We start from the raw sequence: 21461 nt of genomic DNA, 5'->3' as shown, positions 1-21461 counted from the left end.
ATGGTGGGATTCGGCCGAAAAACAAGACTGCTTCGCCGCGTATTTCCAGTGATTGCGCTGGCGTCGCTGGCCATCCCCTGCGCCCGGGCCGCGGAGCACATCACCCTGGCCAATGGCTTCGACCTCATCTGCGACCATCGCGTAGCCGATGGCAGCCGCGTCCGGCTCTATATGGATGACTCGAACTTTGTCGAAGTCGACGCCGCCGAAATCACCGAGAGCGAGCACTTCGATCTGCCTGCTATCGCCTCCGCTGTTCCGGGTTCCGCCGCCCCTCAACCGATGCAGGAGAGCAAGCTGAGCGACGCCGAGCTGCACGAACTGCTGGCCAAGCCCAGCGCGGCCCACAATCTCGATGTCGACCTGCTGGCCAGCGTGGTGAAGCAGGAAAGCGGCGGCCAGGTGCGCGCCATCAGCCGCACCGGAGCTCAGGGCCTGATGCAGCTGATGCCCGGAACTGCCGCGGGTCTCGGAGTCAACGATGCCTTCGCGCCCGGACAAAACGTCAGCGGCGGCACCGCCTATCTGGATTCGCTGTTAAAGCGCTACCACGACAACCTCGCGCTGGCGCTCGCGGCCTATAACGCCGGACCGGGCGCAGTCGACAGGTGGCATGGCATCCCTCCCTATCGCGAAACGCGCGCCTACGTAGCGCGGGTTATCCACGAATTCAACCGGCGCATCGCGGCGCGCGGAAAGACCTCGGCGGTCAACTTGGCGTCGGCTGTGACGCCAAACCGCTAGAGCATGGAGAACGCTTGAAGAAAAATCAACTAATCCTGGGACTGCTCCTCTTCGCGGTCCTGGTGGGCCTGGCCGTCTATGCACAGCACCGGCACCCATTCGATTTCCACGCCTTCGGGCAACAATTCAAGCTCGCCGACTGGCGTCAGATTGCCTTTGGCCTGGGCTGCATTTATGCGGCCTATATCTTCCGGTCGGTCCGCTGGGCTCTCCTGCTTCGCCATAGCAAGAAGGTTCCGCTCCTCTCCCTGCTGGGAACGCAGGTTATCGGATTTACCGCCGTAGCCCTAACGGGTAGGGTCGCGGATCTGGTTCGCCCTTATCTGGTCTCGAAAAAGACCGGCCTGCCCATCAGCTCGCAGTTCGCTGTCTACATCGTCGAGCGCCTCTTCGACGCCGGATCGATGGCGTTGATCTTTTCTTCCGTCATTTTGCTCGCGCCCCCCGGAGCGCTGCCTCATCCCGAAGTCTTCCGCAAGTTCGGCTACTGGCTGTTGGCCGGAGCCGTCGGCGGTGCGCTCTTCCTGGTCGCGATACGCATAGCGGGAGAGGTAGTGGCCAGTCTGATGGAACGCACTTTCGGTCTGATCTCGAAAGGATTGGGACGCTCCATCGGCGAGAAGGTTCGCAGTTTCCGGACCGGCCTGGATACACTGCGCTCGCCAGTCGATTTCTTGATCGCCCTGGGCGTATCGCTGGCCATGTGGGGTCTTATCACCACCGCTTACGTTGAGACCGCCAGGGCCTTTGTGGCCAGCCCGCAACTCGCCTCGCTGACGCTGGCGCAGGGCATGGTGCTGATGGTATCCAGCGGCGCTGCCAGCGCGATTCAGCTTCCGATCCTGGGCTGGTTCACTCAGATTTACGCAGTAGCGGCAACGCTTGGAAAGCTATTCAACGTGACACAGGAGTCGGCAACGGCCTGTGCCGCAACGCTCCTGCTGGTAACGTTCTTAGGCATCATTCCGCTCGGCCTGATCTGGGCACGCATCGAGCATGTGTCGTTCAAGAAGGTTTCCGAAGAGAGCGGGCATGCGGCTGGGCAAGAGCCAGCCAGCGAGGAAGCGGTCAGCTAAAATCAGGTTTGCCGATGAAGCGGGTCGCTAAAGAAACGGTTAGCTAAAGGCGAGTAGCTACGACTGTTTCGCTGGCCGTTTCATGGCTGGCCGGTGTACCGCTAACCGCTTCATAGCCGCCCGCTTCTTAGCAACCCGTTTTACCAGCCACCCGCTTCACAGCGACTTCCTCACCGCCCGGCGAACCGCATCCGTGAAGATCCCATAAACCGCATGCGTCACCCACTCGCTGATCCGCTCTTGCGTCGGCTGCTCCTCTTTCGGAGCGGCCAGCCCCATCCGGGGCAGAATCGACTCGTGCGTGAGCCTGTTGAGCGTGAGCCCGAAAGCCGCGCCCTTCCAAGCGCCGACGGAAGGCTCCATCTCGACCAGCGCGCCGTAGATGCCTCCGGCAGCCGCTCCGAATCCCCAGTGAATGCCGTGCATCGCCGCCTGTTGCTGGGTAGGGGGAAGAGCATGTCCCGCAAACTGCTCGACAAGAACTACCGGCGGAGGTGTCTGCCCTGCAACGCGCGGCGGAAAGAGCTTCTCGGCGAGCACCTTGGCGCCGGCGCCGGCCAGTCCGCCGATCATGCCGGCCAATGCGCCTTTCAGGATGGAGCGTTCACGTGTGGTCATGCTGAATGAGATGCCGGCCAGCGTCGCAGCGCTCGGCGAAAGTCCTGCCAGGAAAACGGAATGACGCCATGAGCGCCGGCCCAACGGTTATCTTGCATGCACTCTGCCCCGGAGTTAGGCTCGGAGCATGGAAATCCATCTCACTCCCGACCAGGAAGCGTTTATCCGCGAAGCAATCGCCCACGGACGCGTGCAGCGCCCCGAAGAGGCAGTCGAGCAGGCAATGCGGCTCTGGGAAGAGCGCGAGCGAACCCGGCTGGAAATTCTGGCCGCACTCGAAGCCGCGGAGCTCGATATCAAGGCTGGCAGATACATCGAAGTCACCGATGAGTCGATGAAGCAGCTCGCCGAAGATGTGAAGCAGCGTGGCCGCGCACTGAAGGCAAAGGAACAGATCGTCGCCGCCCGATGAACTACGCCTTGTCGGTTTCTACGGTCCGCGAGCTTGACGAAATCTGGCACTACATCGCGGAGCAGAGTGGAAGTTTCGAGATCGCTGACCGCGTCGTCGATTCGATTACGGATCGCTTCCTGGCCATCGTGCACTCTCCTGGGATCGGTCGCAGCCGGGACGACCTGCAACCTGGATACCGCAGCTTTCCCGTGGGCCAATATGTGATCTTTTATCGCTCCGATGATGACCGCGTCGAAATCCTCCACATCCTGCATAGCAAACGCGACCTCGGGTCGCTGCTCAAGCCCGAATGAGCTGCCCGTGCCCGGCTGCTAGAATCTAGCTATACGAAATGAAGTGTCCTTACTGCGGGTTTGCGCAAGATCGGGTGGTTGACTCGCGCGAGAGCAAAGAAGCCGATTCGATACGCAGGCGGCGCGAATGCGAGCGCTGCAACAAGCGTTTCACCACCTACGAGCGCATCGACGAAATCCCCTACATGGTCGTTAAAAAGGATGGCCGCCGGGAGAAATTCGAGCGCCAGAAGGTGCTTTCCGGCCTGCTCCACGCCTGTGAAAAACGCCCCGTATCAGCCGGCAAGCTCGAATCGCTGGTCGACGAGACCGAATCTTTCCTCACCGAATCGCCTGAACGCGAGCGCACCACCACCGAGATCGGCGAGCTGCTGATGAGCCGCCTCAAAACGCTGGACACCGTAGCCTACATCCGCTTCGCCAGCGTCTATAGGGATTTCAAAGATGTCCGCGAGTTCAAGGAAGAGCTGGAGCAGCTGTTGACAGCGAAGGAAGCTAGAAAAGCGGGTGGCTAAGAGTGCGGGCCGCTGAAAAGCGGTTCGCTAAGAAACGGTTAGCAGGCTCGGTGAGCGAGAGAGACTTGTTTTGAAAATGTCGGCCGAAAGGCTAAAGCCATCACCAACACCGCCGGATCAAGCAAAGGAAGCGAAGCATGCACAACAAAACCCGCCAACCGCTTCTTAGCAACCCGGCCTTCAGCTAACCGCTTTCCAGCGAAAGACAGAGCTTATGACGACGACGAAGAAAACGCACAAAGTTACGCTGATCCCCGGCGACGGAATCGGCCCCGAAGTTACCAACGCAGTTGTTCGCATCCTCGAAGCCACCGGCGTGAAGTTCGACTGGGAGAGCTATGCCGCCGGAGCCGAAGCATTCGAGAAGCACGGCGAATACGTTCCCAAGGAGCTGTACGAATCCATCGAGCGCAACAAGCTGGCCCTCAAAGGACCGGTCACCACTCCCGTAGGCGGCGGCTTCACGTCGATCAACGTGGCCCTGCGCAAAAAGTTCGAGCTGTACGTCAATTTCCGCCCCATCAAAAACCTTCCCGGCCTTGAGACCCGCTATCCCGGCGTCGACCTGATCATCGTCCGCGAGAACACCGAAGGCGAATACGTCGGCCTGGAGCACGAAGTGGTGCCCGGTGTAATGACCTCGCTCAAGGTCATCACCGAGAAGGGCTCGACCCGCATCGCGCAGTGGGCCTTCGACTATGCGCGCAAGCACAAGCGCAAGAAGGTTCACGCCATCCACAAGGCCAACATCATGAAGCTGTCGGACGGCCTGTTTCTCAAGTGCGCGCGCAACATCGCGAAGGGCTTTCCCGAGATCACCTACGGCGAGCACATCATCGATAACACCTGCATGCAGCTGGTCACCAATCCCTATCAGTACGACACGCTGCTGCTCCCCAATCTCTACGGCGATATCGTGAGCGACCTCTGCGCGGCCTTCGTCGGCGGTCTGGGACTCGTCCCCGGCGCGAACCTGGGCACCGATGCGGCGATCTTCGAAGCCGTTCACGGCTCGGCTCCGGACATCGCAGGCAAAGACATTGCGAACCCGACCGCGCTGCTGCAGTCGGCAATTCTGATGCTGCACCATATCGACGAGGCTGCAGCGGCGGATCGCCTCCAGACTGCTCTTGAGCGCGTCTACACCGAGAAGAAGACCCTGACGCGCGATGTTCACGGCACAGCCGGCACCAGCGCCTTTGCCGACGCGGTGATCGCAGCCATGGCCGTAACGGCATAACCGATGCTTCTCCACTCCACAGCACGTAGAGGGATATCGATGCGAAAAATACTGGGCATAGCGCTCTGTACTCTGGCTCTCGCCGGCGCCGGCTGCAAGAAAGCCGCGACCGGCGGCGACGGCGCGATGAAGAACTACGTCACCATCGATCCCTCGACCGCTGGAACCATCAGCGGAACCATCCATTTCACCGGACAGGCTCCGGCCCGTGTCCAGATCGATATGGCGCAGGACCCGGCCTGCACCTTCGCCGACACCAATTACACCGAGCAATACGTGGTGCATGACGGCGGCCTGCAGAATGTCTTCCTCTATGTGAAAGACGGCCTTGGAAACAAGGCCTACGCTCCGCCTTCCACTCCGGTAGTGATCGACCAGAAGGGCTGCAGATATATCCCCCATGTCTCCGGCGCAATGGCCGGTCAGCCCGTGAAGTTCACCAACAGCGACGGCACCATGCACAACATCCACATGACGCCGACCCTCAGCACCAACCAGGCCGTCGACATCTCCGAACCGCCGAACGATGCCGCAGGCGAAGCGCGCACCCTCACCACGCCCGAGCTGATGATTCCGGTGCGCTGCAACAATCACCCGTGGATGCAGGCCTTCCTCAACGTCGTAGCCAATCCCTTCTACGCGGTCTCGGACACGAATGGCCACTTCACCATCACCGGCCTGCCGCCCGGAACCTACACGGTTGTGGCTGTACATGAAACCTTGGGAACGCAGACCGCCACCGTAACGGTGACCGCAAAGCAGACGGCAAGCCAGGACTTCACCTACGCTAGCAGCAGCGCCGCAAAATAGAGTCGCATCACGTTCTCGCCACGCGGCTCACCTTAGGGTGGGCCGTTTGCTTGAGAGCGATACCGAAACTTTACAGAGCACCGTCATTATGACGACTAGGCGAGGAAGAATCTCGGCGCAGTTTGCGCACCGGCATACTGGCAAGCAAAGGCGCGATGAACAGGACGAATCCGCCATTTGTAAGCAGACTTCGCCGGAAACCCAGCAAAACCAAAGTGTCGAAAAGTGTTAGGTTGTTGGCGTGAAACCTTACCCTAAGTATCTCGACTGGCTTCGCTATATTTGTGCCGTCTTGTTGTGCTTTTACGGAGTAAGCAAGCTCACCGGCCATCAGCTCGTTGTCCCATCGTGGGTGGCGCAAAAGCCAATCGGCTCGCTCGATGGTTACACGCTGACCTGGTACTACTTTGGCTACTCGCATACTTACAAATACATCCTTGGCGCTATTCAGGTCATTTGTGCGGCTCTGCTGTTGTTTCGCAAGACGGCCTTGCTCGCCGCTTTGATGATGGTGCCTATGATGATCAACATTCTGCTCATCAATATCTTCTATTCAATTACGTTTGGCGCGGAGCGCACCGCTACATTCATTCTCGGGTGCATGTTGCTGTTTTTATGGCATCAGCGTGAGGCGCTTATCGAGACACTCTGGACTAGTCAGCCCACCGAGTCTAGTCCCGCACAGAAGCGCCATTGGTTCGCCCGCGGGTTAGTGCTGCTTTTCGTAATAGGCGAGATCGTATTCGGCACTGTGATGGGTCATCCTCATTAGGATCGTTCACGTATGGATAACTTCAGAGTCCCTGTTACCGGCGCTCAGATGCCTTCGTCCCGCAAACAACTCCCCAGTGCCGACGGGGCGAAGTGTGTCGACAGGCCTCTTCCGAATTCAGAAAGACGATCCGTTAAAGATTGGAAAAGTGATCTGAATCGTCATAATCGGTCTCGGCCTCGGAGACAGAATCGGAGTCATAACCGCTTGATTTGGGGCGGTCGGAATAGGAGAGAAACCGGCTTGGAACCGTTCCCTCGGTATGGAACTCTCCATCTTTCTTAACGTATGAACTCGCCTGCCGATTTCCGGCAAACTCCTTCAAAAGACCCTTTGTACCTTTGAAGGACGTATCCTCTACATCCGGTTTCCCTTTGAGCTTTGCGTTAGCAAGCTTGCGAGCTTTCAGCGTTGCCTGCTCTCCCCCATAATTTTGAGGGTGCGTGGCTGCTTTTGGATTCGTGAAGGAGGTGAACGGACTGTTTCCCTTTTTTGCGCGGCCTTCACGCGTCTTCTGAACCACCTCATGGTCGAGACGGGTGACCGGTTGTCCGTTATAACTACCGTTGCCTGCCGGCATTAGATTGCCATTGCCATCCCGATGAGACTTTTTCACTCCGCGGTCGTTGCGCTGCGCACTGAAGTTGTCATCGTTTCGCGTGACGCGACGGGGAATATTCATGATCGCCGGGTTAGTTGTATGAGCCGGAGCCGCCGGGGTTGCGGTACTCTGTTGCGACTGGCCTGCGGCTGCATGAGGACCGCCATGTTCAAAGTCATGGCTTAGGCCCGCGAGTGCCTGGGTGTTGGCGTCGTTCTCGTCAGGGGCCTGGGAAGTCATGGCCTCCGGCTGAGAGTCGGTTCGTGGAGGCAATTTGACATCGGGAGAAATGGGAAGCTGATCTTCAATCGGTATGGATCCGAATTGGATAGGAGAATTATTGTCAACCGGCATGGCTTTCCTTCTCGCTTTAAAACGCAGTCGCCTGGGAGAGGAACGCATTTTCCGGGAGCAGCCCTTACGCCCTCCCATGAATCCAGCCCCGACCACGCGAGCGCCCTTGGAAAGAAGAACCCGGCGGATGGCGAGCTATTCCACCTTTTCTCATGGATCTCCCCGGAAATTGAGACCTCCGGGAGTTCAGAAGAACATGGCAAGCGATCGCCTGTGCCTTCGGAGGTGCGTGCCATGATAATTTCAATGATTTCTCTCCGCAGCCTGGCAGTCCTTGCATGCGCGACCCTTACGCTGACCGGTGCCGCGCAGACGGTTGCTCCGCAGGCAGCGGCGATATCGACGCCGAAAAGCACCGCTCAGCTCATTGGCGTCGCTGCTGAGGTCCGGGAACTACAAAACCTTTCCCTCTCTCCCGCGTCCGCTGACCGCTGGCAGATTCTCTGGCTGCATCAGCACATCTACGAGCAGGTGACAGCCGCTTCGCTGCAGGTGGATGCCACCATCGCCCAGATCGACAATGAGATCGCACGCGCCAACGAGTTGCGCGGTCTGCTCTCCGACCGCCGCGACCGCAAGGTCAGTCGCGACAACCTGCTCAGCGTCATCTTCGGAGGCGCCATCGGAGCCACCAGCTCCGGTCTGCAGCTATCCTCCAGCCTGGATAAGCCCGCCGCCGCAGTCGGCATCGGCGCCGGTTCGTTTTCCGCCGGGCTGGCCCTCGCCGGCATTCACGCGCAACGCGGCGACACCAACCCGTTCGAATTCCCTTCCAACATGCTCGCCGAGTTCTTCGATCGGCCAGCCCTGCCCACCTGCCGGTATCCCACCACGGTGTGGACCTTTCTCAATGAGGTTCCGCCCATCGGCCCGCACGACGTCACCCGCAAGCAGGAGCTCCTGCGAACCTGGGTCCAGGTGCAGCGCATCAACTCCATGGGAGACGCGGTCAAGATCGCGCACATCACCAGCCAGCCCTCCGACTCCTTCAAGCTCAGCATCGACGACTTCGAAGACCGGGCTGCCATGCTGGAAGACGTTCGGGCGAGAATTTCCTATCTCAAACGCGATCTGGGCGAGCTGCTGGCCTCGTTGCCCCCCGTTTCTTTTGCACCCGGCGAAATGGGTACATCGCAAGACAATTCATCGAAGTGAAAGAAAACGATACACTGATCTGAAACAGTACTTCCCGGTTTCCGGCGTTCCCGGAGCTGGATACGTGGACCCCGGTCCGGTAAGGCAGGCTTGTCAAAGCACATGCGGCAGAAGATTGGAATTCTCGGCGCGACCGGCATGGTCGGCCAACGCTTTATTCAGCTCTTGGAAAATCACCCGTGGTTTGAAGTGGCCTGGCTCGCCGCCAGCGACCGCTCCAGTGGCCGAAAGTACGGCGACGCCGTGAAGTGGAAGCTGGACACCGAGCTGCCCGAGCGCATCGCCAACATGACCGTGTCGCCGGCCGTTCCGGAGAACGCTCCGAAGATCATCTTTGCCGCGCTCGATGCCGACATCGCTCGCGAGATGGAGCCGGCCTTCGCCGCTGCTGGATGCGCCGTGATCTCGAACTCCAGCGCCTTCCGCATGCACGAAGATGTTCCGCTGGTCATCCCCGAGGTGAATGCCGATCATCTTCCGCTCCTCGAGAATCAGTCATGGCGCAAGCAGTCGGGCGGCTACATCGTCACCAATCCCAACTGCTCCGCCATCGGACTCGTGCTGGTCCTCAAGCCGCTCGTCGAGCGCTTCGGCATCGAATCCATCTTCGTGAGCACCATGCAGGCGGTCAGCGGCGCGGGGTATCCCGGCGTAGCCTCGATGGACATCCTCGGCAACGTCGTTCCTTACATCAAGAACGAAGAAGAGAAGATGGAAGCCGAGACGCTCCGTCTGCTGGGCTCGCGTGACGGCAAGATCGTGAAGCCTCTCCCCGCGCGCATGACAGCCCACTGCAATCGCGTCGCTGTCGAAGATGGCCACACCGAGAGCGTGAGCGTGAAGTTCTCGCGCAAGCCCACGCGTGAAGAGATCCTCGCAGCCTGGCGTGAGTTCACTCCGCTCGCCGGACGTGATCTGCCCACCGCCCCCGCTCAGCCAATTGAATTCGTGAGCCTGGAAGACCGTCCCCAGCCGCGTTTGGACAAGATGCGTGGCGCGGGCATGGCATCGACGGTCGGACGCCTGCGTCCCTGCGGGCTGCTCGACTGGAAGTTCACCGTGCTCTCGCATAACACCATCCGTGGCGCAGCCGGCGCTGCGTTGTTGAACGCCGAGCTGCTGGTTTCACTGGGCAAGCTTGAGCCGGCAAAGCTGGATCGCGTGGCCGTCTCCGTATGAACAAGCTAGTGGTGATGAAGTTCGGCGGAACATCCGTCGAAGATGCCGTAGCCATCAACCGCACCGCCGGCATCGTGCGCGGCCGCCGCGACAAGGGGCTCACTCCGATCGTCGTGGTCAGCGCCATGGCCAAGGTCACCGATCAGCTGCTGGCCGCGGCCCATGCTGCAGGACGCGGCGACCGCACCGGGCCGCTGGCCATCATCGCCCGCCTGCGCAACCGGCATCTCGAAACCGCGAATGCGCTGGTCGATCAATCGGCCATCGGCGAGTTGACGAAGTGGATCGACGCCGAATTCTGCTCGCTCGATGAAATTTTGCGCGGCCTCGCTGCCGTCGGCGAGCTCACGCCGCGCATCAGCGACATGATCGTCTCCATGGGCGAACGCCTGTCGAGCCGCATGATCGCCGTGGGCTTCGCGCAGCGCGGTCTCGATGCCGTGCACGTCGATGCCCGCCAGTGCATCGTCACCGACAACCAGCACGGCAAGGCCGTTCCGCAGGATGCCCTGATCGAAGCTCGCCTCAAGGAGCATGTTCTGCCGCACGCGCTTGCCGGACGCGTCTGCGTGATGGGCGGCTTCATCGGATCGACCGAAAAAGGCGTGACCACCACACTCGGCCGCGGCGGCTCCGACTTCACGGCCGCACTGGTAGGAGGCGGCATCGACGCCGGAGCCATCGAGATCTGGACCGATGTGAATGGGATCATGACCACCGATCCGCGCATCGTTCCCGGAGCTCTGCGGGTGAAGACCATCAGCTTCGAAGAAGCGGCCGAGCTGGCCTACTTCGGCGCCAAGGTGCTGCATCCCGCGACCATCCTGCCCGCGGTCAAGAAAAACATTCCCGTCCTCGTGCTGAACTCGCGCAATCCCGAGAACGAAGGCACGCGCATCATCTCGCTGGCTCCGCACTGCAACAGCCCGTTCAAGTCCATCGCCGCGAAGCGCAAGCTCACCATCATCGACGTAGTCGCCAGCCGCATGCTGATGTCCCACGGCTATCTCAAGGCCATCTTCGACGTCTTCGACAAGCACAAGTGTCCGGTCGACATGGTCTCGACATCCGAGGTTTCGGTCTCGCTCACCGTTGACTCCAACGAGAAGCTGCCCGACATCGCCGCCGACCTCAGCCAGCTCGCCGACGTGAAGTACGAAGGACGCAAGGCGCTCATCTGCATGGTCGGCGAGAACATTCGCGGCCAGCAAGGCATTGCCGCACGCGTCTTCCAGGCGATTCGCCATGTAAACGTGCGCATGATTTCGCAAGGCGCCTCCGAGATCAACATGAGCTTCATGATCGAGGAGGATGATGCGGATGAGGCCATCCGTTCGCTTCACGCCGAGTTCTTCAAGGATCCCGACCCCGAGATCTTCGATGTAGCCGCTGCCATCGCGGCTGACGATGCCGTTCAAGCGGCCGGAAATATAGACGCCGTGAAAACGGCAGCGAGGTAAGACGAAATGCTGTTTCTGGTGCTGGGCCGTGGAAAGACCGGCAGTCTGGTTGCTGACGTGGCGCACGAGCGCGGCCATGGCGTGCGCGTCGTGGGCGAAGAAGAGAACCGCAACGCCGCGGCCCTGACTGGGCCGTTTCTCGCCGGCTTCGATGCCGTGATCGACTTCACCACTCCCGAGTCCGTCGTCTCCAACATGCGCGCCTGTCTTGCCAACGGTGCCCACATGGTCGTCGGCACCACCGGCTGGTATCAGCATCTCGACGATATGCGCTCGCTGGCGGCGCGCCGCGGCGCCGGCTTCCTCTACGGCACCGGATTTTCCATCGGCGTGCAGGCCACTCTGCGCGTGGCTAAGGAGTTGGCCAAAGCCGCTCCCCACTATCGCTTCACTATCACCGAGACCCATCACACAGATAAGAAAGATGCTCCTTCGGGAACCGCTCTCTCGCTCCGTCAGGCGCTTCAGGCCGCCAACCCATCACTGCAAGTCGAGATCGTCTCCAAGCGTGAGGGCGACGTGGCCGGTCTCCATGTGATCGAGGCGGTGTCGGAGAACGATCGCATCGAATTGAAGCTGGAAGCCTTCTCACGTCGTGGCTTCGCCGATGGAGCCGTGCGCGCCGCGGAGTGGATCGTCGGCAAGACCGGCGTCTGGGAATTCAGTACCATCGCCAGCGAGCTATAAAAGCCGCTGGCGTTCCAGTTCCCCACACACTAGACAACCCACCACGCTTGTCATCCCGAGCGAAGCCGAGGGACCTGCAGTTCTTCTCGCTTACTCGCAACTGCCCGATTGGAACCACAGCCTCTCAGCCTGTAAACTCGAATGGTTATGGACGTCCCGATTGGCTGTGGCACAGCGCTGGTGACTCCCTTCCGCCAGGATGGAAGTCTCGATGAGCAGGCGCTTTATTCTCTGGCGCAATGGCAGGTAGAGAGCGGCATCGATTGGATCGTTGCCTGCGGGACCACGGCCGAAACGCCCACATTGGACGACGGCGAGTGGCTGCAGGTGCTGCGCATCATCACCGAGGCGGCCGCCGGACGCATCCCCGTCTGGGCGGGCTGCACCCACAATGCAACCAGGCATGCGGTCGAGAAGGCCCGGCTCGCGTCGCGTATTCCCGGCATCACGGCGATCCTCTCCGCCAACCCCTATTACAACAAGCCCACACAGGAAGGCCAGTTTGAGCACTTCCAGGCCGTCGCCCGTTCTGTAAACCTGCCCGTCGTGCTCTACAACATTCCCTCGCGCACCGGCGCGAATCTCGAAGCCGCTACCGTGCTCAAGCTCATCGAAGCCGCGCCCAACATTCGCGGAGTGAAGGAATCGAGCGGCAACCTCGCTCAGATCACCGAGCTCATCACCCTTGCCCCACGCGATTTCCGCGTCTACGCGGGTGACGACAGCATGGCGCTTGGCGTAATTGGAGCAGGCGGCGCGGGATTGGTCTCAGTAGCCTCCAACGAGATCCCCAACGATATGGCTGAGATGATTCGCGCTGCACTGGAAAACGATTGGGCCACCGCGCGACGGATCAATCGCAAAAATTACCGCCTCCTGCTGGCCAACTTCTGGGAATCGAGCCCGGGACCGGTCAAAGCCGTGATGGCCATGATGGGCAAGCTCGGCGAAAATTACCGGCTGCCCATGGTCCCCGTAACCGCGGCCACCCGCGCCCGCCTCGAACGACTAGCCGGCGAGCTAGGTCTGCTGGTGCACAGTCCACAGGTCGAAGGCGACCTGCGCATGTTTTAACCTTACGAATTAGCGATCACTCAATAAATTTGTCATCCCGACCGGAGCGGAGGGACCTGCAGTTTTCTTTATGTCTGGCGTCCAGCGACACGCGCCTTCGGCGCAAACCCCAGGTCAACCTTTGATCCCGATCACTTCCAGATATTCGTTCTGAAGCGCTGTCCGGCCTGGACCACCTTCGTTGTGATCGGTCCATGCCTTTTCGAGGTCCGCTGCATAGCTCTGCTGTGTGGCCGCGTCCATGCGTTCGAATGCCATCTTGACTGGCCCGAAGTACTCGCGAAAAAACTGCACCACATCCTTGGGTGGAAACGGAAATTGGAAGAGCACCGCGCGAAGAGTCGTCTCTACCTGCAGGCCATGCGCGGCCAGCCTCTCGCGCACGATTGCCTGATCGCCCCACAGCCCGGGGGACGGAATATCCGCGGGCGGCGGCAGGTATTTGGCGGTTACCGCAGACATTTTGGCCCCCGCCCCGGTGAATGTCCAGTTGGCCATCGCGACCTTGCCGCCGGGCTTGCAGACGCGCGCCAGCTCCTTCGCCACCAGCTCCGGACGAGGAGCGAACATCGCCCCGAACATGGACATCACCACATCGAAGTGCTCATCGGGAAAAGGCAACTGCTCGGCGTCTCCCTCGACAAAAACCGCCGCCAGCTTTTCCTCTGCAGCCCGCTGCCGCGCCTGCTCCAGCAGATTCGGCGCGATATCGAGGCCCGTCACTGTGGCGCCCCTTCGCGCTGCTGGAATCGCCAGATTTCCCGTGCCGCAAGCCACATCGAGCACCCGCATTTCCGGAGTAATACCCAGCCGGCCGACGAACGTTTCAGCCTCTGAAGCCATCTGCGGCGCGACCTTGCCGAAGTCGCCCGACGTCCACGTCTTACGCATCGAGGCTTTGAGTTTTTCTATGTCCGTGCCCGTAGTCATTTCTTCTCCATATGCCGATATACAAACACGAATTAGATGTAACTCAATTGATTCTTGATGGAACGAAATGCGGACAAGCTTAACCCTCGATGACGATGTCCTGATGGCTGCAAAAGATCTGGCTGCGCGCCAGAACAGGTCGATTGGAGAAGTGGTCTCCGCTCTCGCCCGTCAGGGATTGCGGGCGAACCTATCGGGCGGCAAGCAGCGCAACGGCGTCCCCTTGCTGCCTGTACAGCCGCACGCGACACCCGGCTCGCTGGAGCTCGTAAACCAGCTTCGCGATGAGCAACCCGCATGACCTTTCTGCCCGACATCAATGTATTGATCGCGTTGATCGACCCCATGCACATTCATCACGATCCCGCCCACGACTGGTTCGCGGTGCAGGCACATGAATCCTGGGCGACCTGCCCCACGACCGAGAATGGCGTTCTCCGCATCGTCGGCAATCCCGCCTATTCGAACTCCCCCGGCACGCCCTCCGCCGTCGCAACATTGATGACGAATTTTTGCGCGCTGCCCGGACACGTCTTCTGGCCGGACGACGTCAGCCTGCTGGACCCCGGAAAATTTCAGACATCGCGGCTGCTCGCCTCCGCTCAGACTGTCGACACCTACCTCCTGGGACTGGCGCGAGCCCACGGAGGCCAGCTGGCAACCTTCGACCGTCACCTGATCACCGATGCCACCCACAACGGAGCACGCTTCCTCCACCTCATCCCCTGACCCCTACTCCCTGCCTCATTGATAAACTCAAGCAGGAATGCACGACTTAAATCTTCAATCACAGATAGAACACTTCTTCGCCGCAGGATCTTCCATCGCGGGCGATCCCGCGGCTATGGCCGCCTTCGAACAACTGCGCAACGCCCTCGAAACCGGCGCTCTCCGCTCTGCGGAGCCCGATCCTGACGCTCCCACCGGCTGGCGCGTGAACGCCTGGGTTAAGCAGGGCATCCTGCTGGGCTTCCGGCTAGGTCATCTGGAGACTTCGGGCACCGAGCTGCCCTGCATCGACAAGCACACCTTCCCCATCCGCAGATTCGAGCCCGAAGATGGCATCCGCATCGTGACCGGAGGCTCATCGGTTCGCGCCGGAGCCTTCCTGGCCAAGGGAGTCATCTGCGTCCCGCCGATGTACATCAATACCGGAGCCTATGTCGACGAGGGCACCCTGGTCGACTCTCACGCCTTGGTGGGAAGCTGCGCGCAGATCGGCAAACGCGTGCACCTCAGCGCCGCAGCGCAGGTCGGAGGCGTACTCGAGCCGGTCAACGCCAGCCCCGTCATCCTCGAAGATGACGTGCTGGTAGGCGGCAACTGCGGCGTCTATGAAGGCACCATCGTCCGCAAGCGCGCCGTGCTGGCGGCAGGAACGGTGCTCACCCGCGGCACCCCGGTCTACGACGTGGTTCGCGGCGAGGTGCTGCGCGCTGAAGGAGATAAGCCGCTCATCATCCCCGAAGGCGCAGTCGTCGTACCGGGTGCGCGCGCGGTGAACAAAGGCAAAGGCCAGGAATGGGGCCTCAGCGTCTACACCCCGGTCATCGTCAAATACCGCGACGAGAAAACGGAGCTGAGCCTCGCGCTCGAAGACCTGCTTCGCTAGCATCTCGACCGCTCGAAACACCCCGTACCAGTTCGTCAACGGGATCTGTGGCTATGGCAAATTGCATAGCAAAGTATTGATAGCAAGAACTTGAAGGGTACGGCCTTCAGGCCGTACATCAAAACGCGACTTCGCGCGGCTTCAGCCGCTGAGGGACGATCTTCTCCTCCAGCCCGGGTGCCCCACATCTCGATTTTGAGATGTGGGAATCCACGGCCCAAGACGCCGAAGGCGCAATCGCCTGGACGGCAAGTCCCGCCGAAGGCGCAGCCGCCTGGACGGCCAGTCCCTCCCAAATTGATCCACAATCCATGAATTCCCCCGGAAACTGCCGATAAAGAATCAAGGTATGGACCACGATTCATCAACAGGTAACCTCCCCGCTGCGACTATGCAACGGTCCGCACGTCGGTATATGGTAGGTGGTCGCCCTGCGTCCGGAGCCTCGGGACCGGTCCTTGGCGATCAGCATCCAATGAATTGGAGTATCGAATTATGTCGACCTTGCTTCACCCGGAAGTCGCTGTCCGGAAAGATTTTCTACCTCTCAATGGCACGGATTACGTTGAGTTTTACGTAGGCAATGCGCGGCAGGCAGCCTACTTCTATCGCGTCGCCTTCGGCATGAGCCTGGTGGCTTATGCAGGCCCTGAGACCGGTCTCCGCGACCGCGCTTCCTATGTCCTGCAACAGGGCAAGATCCGCTTCGTGCTGACCACCGCCCTCCGCCCCGACGGAGAGATCGCCCACCACGTCCATGTCCACGGAGACGGCGTGCGCGACGTGGCCCTGTGGGTCGACAACGCCAAGCAGGCCTGGAAGGAGACCACCAAGCGCGGCGCCCGTAGCATCCAGGAGCCCTACGAGCTCAAAGATGAATACGGAAGCGTAAAGCTGGCTTCGATTGCCGCGTACGGAGACACCATCCACACCTTCGTCGAGCGCGACAACTATAACGGTCCCTTTCTGCCCGGCTACCGTCCCGAGCCTGCCGACACCATCGCCCGTCCAACCGGTCTGCTTCATGTCGACCACATGGTCGGCAACGTCGGCTGGAACGAGATGAATCGCTGGGTCGATTTCTACGGCGATGTCATGGGCTTCTCGCTCTACCAGCACTTCGACGACAAGGACATCTCGACCGAGTATTCGGCTCTCATGTCGAAGGTGATGGCTAACGGCAACGGCCGCGTGAAGTTCCCCATCAACGAGCCGGCTGAAGGCCGCAGAAAGTCGCAGATCGAAGAGTATCTCGAGTTCTACCACGGCCCCGGAGTGCAGCACATCGCCCTGGCGACGAACGACATCCTCGGAACCGTGGCCAAGTTGCAGGAACAGGGCGTGGGATTTCTTAAGGTCCCGCACTCCTATTACTCCGAGCTCGAAGGCCGCGTAGGCAAGATCGATGAGCCCATCCAGGATCTGGAGGAACTCGGCATCCTGGTCGACCGCGACGACGAAGGCTACATGCTGCAGATCTTCACGCGTCCGGTAGAAGATCGCCCCACGCTCTTCTACGAGATCATCCAGCGCAAGGGCAGCCGCAGCTTCGGCAAGGGCAACTTCAAGGCGCTCTTCGAAGCCATCGAGCGCGAGCAGGCGGCACGCGGAAACCTATAAGCAAGTCTGAAGCGCAAAGGCGAGCCGGTCTTTACAGATCGGCTCGCTTTCCTTTTGCCGCCTCAGTCTCAGATTTCCCTAACCGAAAATTGACAGACCTGGCTTTTTCCCGCAGTTCGAAATCCACTAACATGCTGGTAATAGGAGGCTTCCTCATGCGTCTTTCCCGCCTTATTTGCTCCAGCATCCTGCTCTCCGCCAGCCTTCTCAGCGCCGAAAGCAAAAATCCCGCCGACTACCCTTTCCGCCTGCACATCTTCAACCGCAGCGAAACGGACTTCTATCACAATCGGGTCGAAGAGGAGACGAAGGGAGAAGGCCGCGCCAATCTCTTCGCCAACAATGACGTCCGCGGCATCGACTTCAGCTACGAGTGCTCAGAGAAGTTGAAGGCCTCTTTCGGCTATGAGACCTATCCCGCGAAGTGGAAGAAGCCGAATCAGGAGTTGGTAGTTTTAATGCCCGTCTTCGGAAAGCCCAACGCCTACTTCACCTGCGATTTCAAGACCCAGGTCAAGGACTACGCTTACGTTTCCCATAACGGTAGCCTGTCCTCGGAGTCGCCGGCAGACTTCAAAGACTGGATGAAAAAGCGCGACTACGACCCCGAGCACGGCAAGAATGTGCCCACCAAAGCAAAGGCAGCGGCTGCCGCTACAGCTTCCAAACCTGAATAGTTACACGCGACAAGTTTCGCCCAGGCTAGAGCATTTTTTCTATAGATATAGACCGAGGAGAGGTACTTTACACCGCTTTTCCGTTAAGAAAAGGTGCACTTAGCAAATTTCCAAAAGGATACGGTAATAGAAAAAATGCTCTAAAAAGCCATGCTGGTCCAGCGATGAAGCACAAGCATGGCTGCGCCTGAGGGTGCGCCGCCAACGCGATCAGTCGGCGACCATTAGCTCGCCGGGAAGAATCGGCCGCGTGCGCGGCAGCTTCCCGAAGGCGGCGGCAATGCCCATGGCAATCAGCACAGCGGAGTAGACAGCCAGCTTCACGATGTCGGTCGCATGCGTGCGTGGCATCGCCTTCCACAGCAGCAGCAGAACCACCTGTGCCGCCGTCACCGCCCACACCGCGCCATAAAAGTAGCGGCGCTCCACTCCTTCGCCTTTGGTCGACCGCCCCACGCGCGGCAGCAGTCCCAAGGCTCCCAGCGCCAGGACAACGACGCAGATCGGCGTGTATCCATGCGCGTAAATCTGCTTGAGATACCACTTGCCCGTAGCAACAGCGACAGCCAGTCCGATCAGGTTCAGCAGCGTGAAGTTGATCAGCGCATTCCAGGCAAAGCTGTAGCAGATCTTCCGGTAGAGCGGATTCGGCCGCTCCTCATTGAAGCGCAGGATGTAGGGCGCAGGCTCAGCTCCCGGAAGTTGGCCGTAGAACGCCGCGGTTCCCGTAGCCAGCAACACCACGCCTAGCCAGATCAGGTTGCCGACGCTGCCGCCCTTCGCAAAGAGATCGAAGGTCAGCGGGCCCGGCGCAAGAAAAAATACCCAGATCCAGATAGGCCAGTGCGCCACCCGGTACCAGGGCTTGTTGCGGGTGCGCATCTTGCGCTCATCGAAAATTTCAGCTTTGACGGTGTAAGCCATGAACCTATTCAGCGCAATTGAAATTCCCTGCGGACGTCATTCGGCTGACCGAAGGGAGAAAGAACCTAGGACGACCCAACGAGCGAGTCAAACACAATGATCTTGCAGAGGACGGGGTTTCATCCCCTGAGCAACCAACTACCGAGAGCTGCCTGCCCTTGTTGCAACCCCAGGCCCCTCTCGGAAATTGTCATCCTGAGCGAGCAAAGCGAGTCGAAGGACCTGCAGTTTGCTCGCACTGCCACCATCTTTGTATTCGCAGCCCAGAATCCGAATTCAGGAAGAAGCAAGTCTACAGAGCCAGGGTGGCTAAAAAATGATTCGTATCGGTCCCTGAAAATGATTCGTATCAGGGCATGGCTTCAACCATGCCACTCCCAACCCTCGAACGATACGGCTATAGCCTCTGAGAATACTTAGTTCTTCAGCGCCGCCTCGATCGCCGCCGTCACCTGCGGCGAATCCGGAGTAACAGCGGGCTCGAAGCGAGCTACCGGCTTGCCGTTGCGATCGAAGAGAAACTTGGTGAAGTTCCACTGAATGTCGCCGCCAATTTGCGGATTGGTCGCCTTATCGGTCAGAAACTGGTAGAGCGGAGTCTGATCATCGCCCTTCACGGAAACCTTCTCCATCATCGGAAAGGTGACATTGTATTTCCGGCTGCAGAAGCTCTTGATCTCGGCATTGGTGCCCGGCTCCTGGCTGGCAAAGTTATTCGCTGGGATGCCCACAATGACCAGCCCCTGGCCCTTGTACTTCTCGTAGACCGATTCGAGAGCCGAATACTGCGGCGTATAGCCGCACTTGCTCGCCACGTTCACCAGCAGCAGCACCTTGCCGTGGTACGCGTGCAGGCTGGTCGGCTTGCCATCAATCGATTTCAGCGTGAAGTCGTAAACGCTCCGTGCAACGGCCATCGCAGAGCCCACTCCCAGGCACAACATCAGAACAGCGGCAAACTTGCGCATCTTCCCCTCCGGATACTGACGCGATCATAAATGATCGCCGAAAATGCAAATGTCATTTCCCTGCGAAGACCGCAGAGGATTTCCGTCCCACTCCAAATCCCTCTGCGCTCTCCGTGAACTCTGTGGTGAAAACATCTTAGCTGCGAAGCGAAGAAACAACGCGGCCCACGGGCTCGAACTCAAGCTCGATCGACTCATCCACAAGAGTGAACCGCACATCCTCGAGAGAGCGCACGATCCAGTCGGCAGCAACGAGGCTTTCCACGGAATGCGAAAAGAGCGTGGCCAGAACCTTGCAGCCGGCGGCCTGCCCGGCCTTCGCGCCCGAGGCTGAATCCTCGATCACCAGGCATTCCTCCGGCTTGAGGCCGAGCAACGCCGCACCGCGCTCGTAGGGCTCGGGATCGGGCTTGCCTTTCGTGACCATATCCGCGGTAATCATTCGCGACGGCACCCGGATGCCCCCAGCCTTCATCCGGCTCCGCGCCAGCCGTTCGGTAGCGGAAGTCACCACGGTCCAGTATTTCTCCGGCAGAGTTTCCAGCAGAGGCTTCACCCCGCCCAGAATAGCCAACCCGTCGTTATCTTCCACTTCCAGGTCTTCAATGTACTTTAGCTCCTCGTCCGCGTTCAGATCCGGGCGGAGGAAGCGCACCGTCTCGATCGCCCGGCGGCCATGCGCCGTCTGGATAGCCTCAGCAATGTTCATCCCATGCTTTTCGGCCCACGTAGTCCAGCTGCGTTCGACGGAGCCCAGGGAGCTGACCAGAACGCCGTCCATATCGAAGAGAATGCCGCGAACGGTAACTTTCATAGCTCCAGACTACCAGTCGGCCCGCAACAATTTGGATAAGAGGACCGTGCCGACCGCCTGCGCGTAGAAGACTGGACGCAGTCCCTAGTCTCCTGAGCCATTGATTCCTACATCAATTGTCATCCCGACCGTAGCGAAGCGAAGTGGAGGGACCTGCAGTTCCTACTGCGGATGCGAACGCAGAACATTAGCTCGGTTTCTTTTAGCTCAATTTTTTCGAGAGAAAATAACGGGTGTGCTCGCCAGGATAATTCGGCAGTTCTGCAAAAACCGCATAACCCTGCTTCTCGTAAAATCCCCGCGCCTGGAAGCTGAAGGTATCGAGCCAGATGGAGTGGCAGCCATGCTTACCAGCCTGGACCTCGGCCTCGCCGATCAGCCGCCGTCCATAGCCGCGCCCCCGGACATCGTCCGCAACCCACAGTAGATCGATGAATAACCAGGAGTGATACATCTGCCCGAAGAGGCCGCCCACTAGCTGCTGCTCCGCATTTTTCAGTGAGAGCAACAGCGGGAGATAGTTCATCTCCGGCACGAACCTGCGGTTGTACTCGACCAGGCGCGAGCGCAGCTGCAGGATGCCATCCTGATCGAGCTCGGTTTGGATGGTGAGCGTAGGTTCGATGTCCACGCGAAAGCTCTAAAACAGAAACGCTGAAGCAGAAAACTCCGAAAAGATAACCGGGTGCCCCACATCTCGCTTCTGAGATGTGGGATACCACGAACGTCATTACGGCCACAGATCAAGCGCCGGACGGCCAGTCCTGCCCCACATCTCGCTTCTGAGATGTGGGATACCGGAACCGCCTCATCAAGGATTCGTATCAGGGCACGACTTCAGTCGTGCCGCTTCGAACCCTGTAAGGACTGGGCTTCAGCCCCTGAGCACGTCCAGCGATGGGCAGCCACAAATCATTGATGAG

The 21461-nt window shown here is 59.7% G+C and carries 25 protein-coding genes; 18 read left to right on the top strand and 7 right to left on the bottom strand.

Going from position 1 to position 21461, the window contains the following annotated elements; translation table 11 throughout:
- Positions 1-744, top strand: coding sequence for a lytic transglycosylase domain-containing protein (locus XX99_RS00445; RefSeq protein ID WP_082125221.1), 744 nt, complete (start codon positions 1-3; stop codon positions 742-744).
- Between the two features lie 14 nt (positions 745-758).
- The gene (locus tag XX99_RS00440; RefSeq protein ID WP_050057420.1) at positions 759-1820 is read left to right on the top strand and encodes a lysylphosphatidylglycerol synthase transmembrane domain-containing protein; all 1062 of its coding nucleotides are present in this window, start codon (positions 759-761) and stop codon (positions 1818-1820) included.
- Positions 1821-1976: 156 nt separating this feature from the next.
- On the opposite strand, the gene XX99_RS00435 is transcribed toward XX99_RS00440, so the two are convergent.
- Positions 1977-2438: a DUF1440 domain-containing protein gene (locus XX99_RS00435; protein WP_050058035.1), complete on the bottom strand. Its 462-nt coding sequence runs from the start codon at positions 2436-2438 to the stop codon at positions 1977-1979.
- Positions 2439-2565: 127 nt separating this feature from the next.
- On the opposite strand from XX99_RS00435, the gene XX99_RS00430 reads away from it, so the two are divergent.
- The 6 genes from XX99_RS00430 to XX99_RS00405 all read left to right on the top strand — a co-directional run bounded on the left by XX99_RS00430 (position 2566) and on the right by XX99_RS00405 (position 6483).
- Complete coding sequence (locus XX99_RS00430) at positions 2566-2850, top strand: ribbon-helix-helix domain-containing protein (RefSeq protein WP_050057419.1); 285 nt, start codon at positions 2566-2568, stop codon at positions 2848-2850.
- An 8-nt stretch (positions 2851-2858) separates the two neighbouring features.
- Positions 2859-3146: a type II toxin-antitoxin system RelE/ParE family toxin gene (locus tag XX99_RS00425; RefSeq protein WP_197081809.1), complete on the top strand. Its 288-nt coding sequence runs from the start codon at positions 2859-2861 to the stop codon at positions 3144-3146.
- 38 nt (positions 3147-3184) lie between these two features.
- The gene (nrdR, locus tag XX99_RS00420; protein ID WP_050057417.1) at positions 3185-3661 is read left to right on the top strand and encodes a transcriptional regulator NrdR; all 477 of its coding nucleotides are present in this window, start codon (positions 3185-3187) and stop codon (positions 3659-3661) included.
- A gap of 214 nt (positions 3662-3875) precedes the next feature.
- Entirely contained in the window at positions 3876-4901 is a 1026-nt protein-coding gene (locus tag XX99_RS00415) for an isocitrate dehydrogenase (NAD(+)) (RefSeq protein WP_050057416.1), read from the top strand.
- A 39-nt stretch (positions 4902-4940) separates the two neighbouring features.
- Positions 4941-5711 carry a carboxypeptidase regulatory-like domain-containing protein gene (locus tag XX99_RS00410; RefSeq protein WP_231581097.1) on the top strand — a complete coding sequence of 257 codons (771 nt, stop codon included), beginning with the start codon at positions 4941-4943 and terminating at the stop codon, positions 5709-5711.
- A 241-nt stretch (positions 5712-5952) separates the two neighbouring features.
- Positions 5953-6483: a hypothetical protein gene (locus XX99_RS00405; RefSeq protein ID WP_050057414.1), complete on the top strand. Its 531-nt coding sequence runs from the start codon at positions 5953-5955 to the stop codon at positions 6481-6483.
- 133 nt (positions 6484-6616) lie between these two features.
- On the opposite strand, the gene XX99_RS00400 is transcribed toward XX99_RS00405, so the two are convergent.
- Positions 6617-7324: a hypothetical protein gene (locus tag XX99_RS00400; protein WP_156185741.1), complete on the bottom strand. Its 708-nt coding sequence runs from the start codon at positions 7322-7324 to the stop codon at positions 6617-6619.
- 348 nt (positions 7325-7672) lie between these two features.
- Between XX99_RS00400 and XX99_RS00395 the strand changes: the two genes are divergently transcribed.
- The 5 genes from XX99_RS00395 (at position 7673) to dapA (ending at position 12993) form a co-directional block, all read left to right on the top strand.
- Positions 7673-8593 carry a hypothetical protein gene (locus tag XX99_RS00395; protein WP_156185740.1) on the top strand — a complete coding sequence of 307 codons (921 nt, stop codon included), beginning with the start codon at positions 7673-7675 and terminating at the stop codon, positions 8591-8593.
- A gap of 102 nt (positions 8594-8695) precedes the next feature.
- Positions 8696-9772, top strand: coding sequence for an aspartate-semialdehyde dehydrogenase (gene asd / locus XX99_RS00390; protein ID WP_050057411.1), 1077 nt, complete (start codon positions 8696-8698; stop codon positions 9770-9772).
- Complete coding sequence (lysC, locus tag XX99_RS00385) at positions 9769-11232, top strand: lysine-sensitive aspartokinase 3 (protein WP_050057410.1); 1464 nt, start codon at positions 9769-9771, stop codon at positions 11230-11232. The genes asd and lysC overlap by 4 nt, the downstream gene beginning before the upstream one ends.
- Positions 11233-11238: 6 nt before the next feature.
- Positions 11239-11919 (top strand): 4-hydroxy-tetrahydrodipicolinate reductase, encoded by a 681-nt coding sequence (locus XX99_RS00380; RefSeq protein ID WP_050057409.1) that lies wholly within the window; start codon positions 11239-11241, stop codon positions 11917-11919.
- A 147-nt stretch (positions 11920-12066) separates the two neighbouring features.
- Entirely contained in the window at positions 12067-12993 is a 927-nt protein-coding gene (gene dapA, locus XX99_RS00375) for a 4-hydroxy-tetrahydrodipicolinate synthase (RefSeq protein WP_050057408.1), read from the top strand.
- A 114-nt stretch (positions 12994-13107) separates the two neighbouring features.
- On the opposite strand, the gene XX99_RS00370 is transcribed toward dapA, so the two are convergent.
- Positions 13108-13923 (bottom strand): class I SAM-dependent methyltransferase, encoded by an 816-nt coding sequence (locus XX99_RS00370; protein ID WP_050057407.1) that lies wholly within the window; start codon positions 13921-13923, stop codon positions 13108-13110.
- A gap of 67 nt (positions 13924-13990) precedes the next feature.
- Here XX99_RS00370 and XX99_RS00365 point away from each other — a divergent pair, with 67 nt between their 5' ends.
- From XX99_RS00365 to XX99_RS00340, 5 genes are all read left to right on the top strand, one after another.
- Positions 13991-14224, top strand: a complete 234-nt coding sequence (locus XX99_RS00365) for a CopG family transcriptional regulator (protein ID WP_050057406.1) — start codon at positions 13991-13993, stop codon at positions 14222-14224.
- Entirely contained in the window at positions 14221-14652 is a 432-nt protein-coding gene (locus tag XX99_RS00360; RefSeq protein WP_050057405.1) for a TA system VapC family ribonuclease toxin, read from the top strand. Before XX99_RS00365 ends, XX99_RS00360 begins: the two co-directional genes overlap by 4 nt.
- A 37-nt stretch (positions 14653-14689) precedes the next feature.
- On the top strand, positions 14690-15535 hold the full coding sequence (locus XX99_RS00355; RefSeq protein WP_050057404.1) for a 2,3,4,5-tetrahydropyridine-2,6-dicarboxylate N-succinyltransferase: 846 nt from the start codon (positions 14690-14692) through the stop codon (positions 15533-15535).
- Between the two features lie 495 nt (positions 15536-16030).
- Positions 16031-17155, top strand: a complete 1125-nt coding sequence (gene hppD / locus XX99_RS00345) for a 4-hydroxyphenylpyruvate dioxygenase (RefSeq protein WP_050057402.1) — start codon at positions 16031-16033, stop codon at positions 17153-17155.
- Between the two features lie 155 nt (positions 17156-17310).
- Positions 17311-17832, top strand: a complete 522-nt coding sequence (locus XX99_RS00340) for a hypothetical protein (protein ID WP_050057401.1) — start codon at positions 17311-17313, stop codon at positions 17830-17832.
- Positions 17833-18042: 210 nt separating this feature from the next.
- Here the strand turns inward: XX99_RS00340 and XX99_RS00335 are convergent, their stop codons facing one another.
- From XX99_RS00335 to XX99_RS00320, 4 genes are all read right to left on the bottom strand, one after another.
- Positions 18043-18756 (bottom strand): hypothetical protein, encoded by a 714-nt coding sequence (locus XX99_RS00335; protein WP_050057400.1) that lies wholly within the window; start codon positions 18754-18756, stop codon positions 18043-18045.
- Between the two features lie 416 nt (positions 18757-19172).
- Positions 19173-19724: a glutathione peroxidase gene (locus tag XX99_RS00330; RefSeq protein WP_050057399.1), complete on the bottom strand. Its 552-nt coding sequence runs from the start codon at positions 19722-19724 to the stop codon at positions 19173-19175.
- 136 nt (positions 19725-19860) lie between these two features.
- The gene (locus XX99_RS00325; RefSeq protein WP_050057398.1) at positions 19861-20538 is read right to left on the bottom strand and encodes an HAD-IA family hydrolase; all 678 of its coding nucleotides are present in this window, start codon (positions 20536-20538) and stop codon (positions 19861-19863) included.
- A 202-nt stretch (positions 20539-20740) separates the two neighbouring features.
- Entirely contained in the window at positions 20741-21169 is a 429-nt protein-coding gene (locus XX99_RS00320) for a GNAT family N-acetyltransferase (RefSeq protein WP_050057397.1), read from the bottom strand.
- Positions 21170-21461: the final 292 nt, after the last annotated feature.

Origin of the sequence: Silvibacterium bohemicum (assembly GCF_001006305.1) — a bacterium.
In the GTDB taxonomy this organism is placed as follows: Bacteria; Acidobacteriota; Terriglobia; order Terriglobales; family Acidobacteriaceae; genus Silvibacterium; species Silvibacterium bohemicum.
Note: the sequence above shows the minus strand (reverse complement) of the source record. Positions and strands in the feature narration are given on the sequence as shown.

What these genes read in the sequence shown, in the direction of transcription:
- asd (WP_050057411.1), top strand. Translation starts at nt 8,696, where the DNA reads ATGCGGCAGAAGATTGGAATTCTCGGCGCGACCGGCATGGTCGGCCAA.
- XX99_RS00370 (WP_050057407.1), bottom strand. Translation starts at nt 13,923, where the DNA reads ATGACTACGGGCACGGACATAGAAAAACTCAAAGCCTCGATGCGTAAG.
- XX99_RS00445 (WP_082125221.1), top strand. Translation starts at nt 1, where the DNA reads ATGGTGGGATTCGGCCGAAAAACAAGACTGCTTCGCCGCGTATTTCCA.
- XX99_RS00360 (WP_050057405.1), top strand. Translation starts at nt 14,221, where the DNA reads ATGACCTTTCTGCCCGACATCAATGTATTGATCGCGTTGATCGACCCC.
- XX99_RS00430 (WP_050057419.1), top strand. Translation starts at nt 2,566, where the DNA reads ATGGAAATCCATCTCACTCCCGACCAGGAAGCGTTTATCCGCGAAGCA.
- lysC (WP_050057410.1), top strand. Translation starts at nt 9,769, where the DNA reads ATGAACAAGCTAGTGGTGATGAAGTTCGGCGGAACATCCGTCGAAGAT.
- XX99_RS00395 (WP_156185740.1), top strand. Translation starts at nt 7,673, where the DNA reads ATGATAATTTCAATGATTTCTCTCCGCAGCCTGGCAGTCCTTGCATGC.
- XX99_RS00365 (WP_050057406.1), top strand. Translation starts at nt 13,991, where the DNA reads ATGCGGACAAGCTTAACCCTCGATGACGATGTCCTGATGGCTGCAAAA.
- XX99_RS00325 (WP_050057398.1), bottom strand. Translation starts at nt 20,538, where the DNA reads ATGAAAGTTACCGTTCGCGGCATTCTCTTCGATATGGACGGCGTTCTG.
- XX99_RS00380 (WP_050057409.1), top strand. Translation starts at nt 11,239, where the DNA reads ATGCTGTTTCTGGTGCTGGGCCGTGGAAAGACCGGCAGTCTGGTTGCT.
- dapA (WP_050057408.1), top strand. Translation starts at nt 12,067, where the DNA reads ATGGACGTCCCGATTGGCTGTGGCACAGCGCTGGTGACTCCCTTCCGC.
- XX99_RS00340 (WP_050057401.1), top strand. Translation starts at nt 17,311, where the DNA reads ATGCGTCTTTCCCGCCTTATTTGCTCCAGCATCCTGCTCTCCGCCAGC.
- XX99_RS00335 (WP_050057400.1), bottom strand. Translation starts at nt 18,756, where the DNA reads ATGGCTTACACCGTCAAAGCTGAAATTTTCGATGAGCGCAAGATGCGC.
- XX99_RS00330 (WP_050057399.1), bottom strand. Translation starts at nt 19,724, where the DNA reads ATGCGCAAGTTTGCCGCTGTTCTGATGTTGTGCCTGGGAGTGGGCTCT.
- XX99_RS00410 (WP_231581097.1), top strand. Translation starts at nt 4,941, where the DNA reads ATGCGAAAAATACTGGGCATAGCGCTCTGTACTCTGGCTCTCGCCGGC.
- nrdR (WP_050057417.1), top strand. Translation starts at nt 3,185, where the DNA reads ATGAAGTGTCCTTACTGCGGGTTTGCGCAAGATCGGGTGGTTGACTCG.
- hppD (WP_050057402.1), top strand. Translation starts at nt 16,031, where the DNA reads ATGTCGACCTTGCTTCACCCGGAAGTCGCTGTCCGGAAAGATTTTCTA.
- XX99_RS00355 (WP_050057404.1), top strand. Translation starts at nt 14,690, where the DNA reads ATGCACGACTTAAATCTTCAATCACAGATAGAACACTTCTTCGCCGCA.
- XX99_RS00415 (WP_050057416.1), top strand. Translation starts at nt 3,876, where the DNA reads ATGACGACGACGAAGAAAACGCACAAAGTTACGCTGATCCCCGGCGAC.
- XX99_RS00400 (WP_156185741.1), bottom strand. Translation starts at nt 7,324, where the DNA reads ATGACTTCCCAGGCCCCTGACGAGAACGACGCCAACACCCAGGCACTC.
- XX99_RS00435 (WP_050058035.1), bottom strand. Translation starts at nt 2,438, where the DNA reads ATGACCACACGTGAACGCTCCATCCTGAAAGGCGCATTGGCCGGCATG.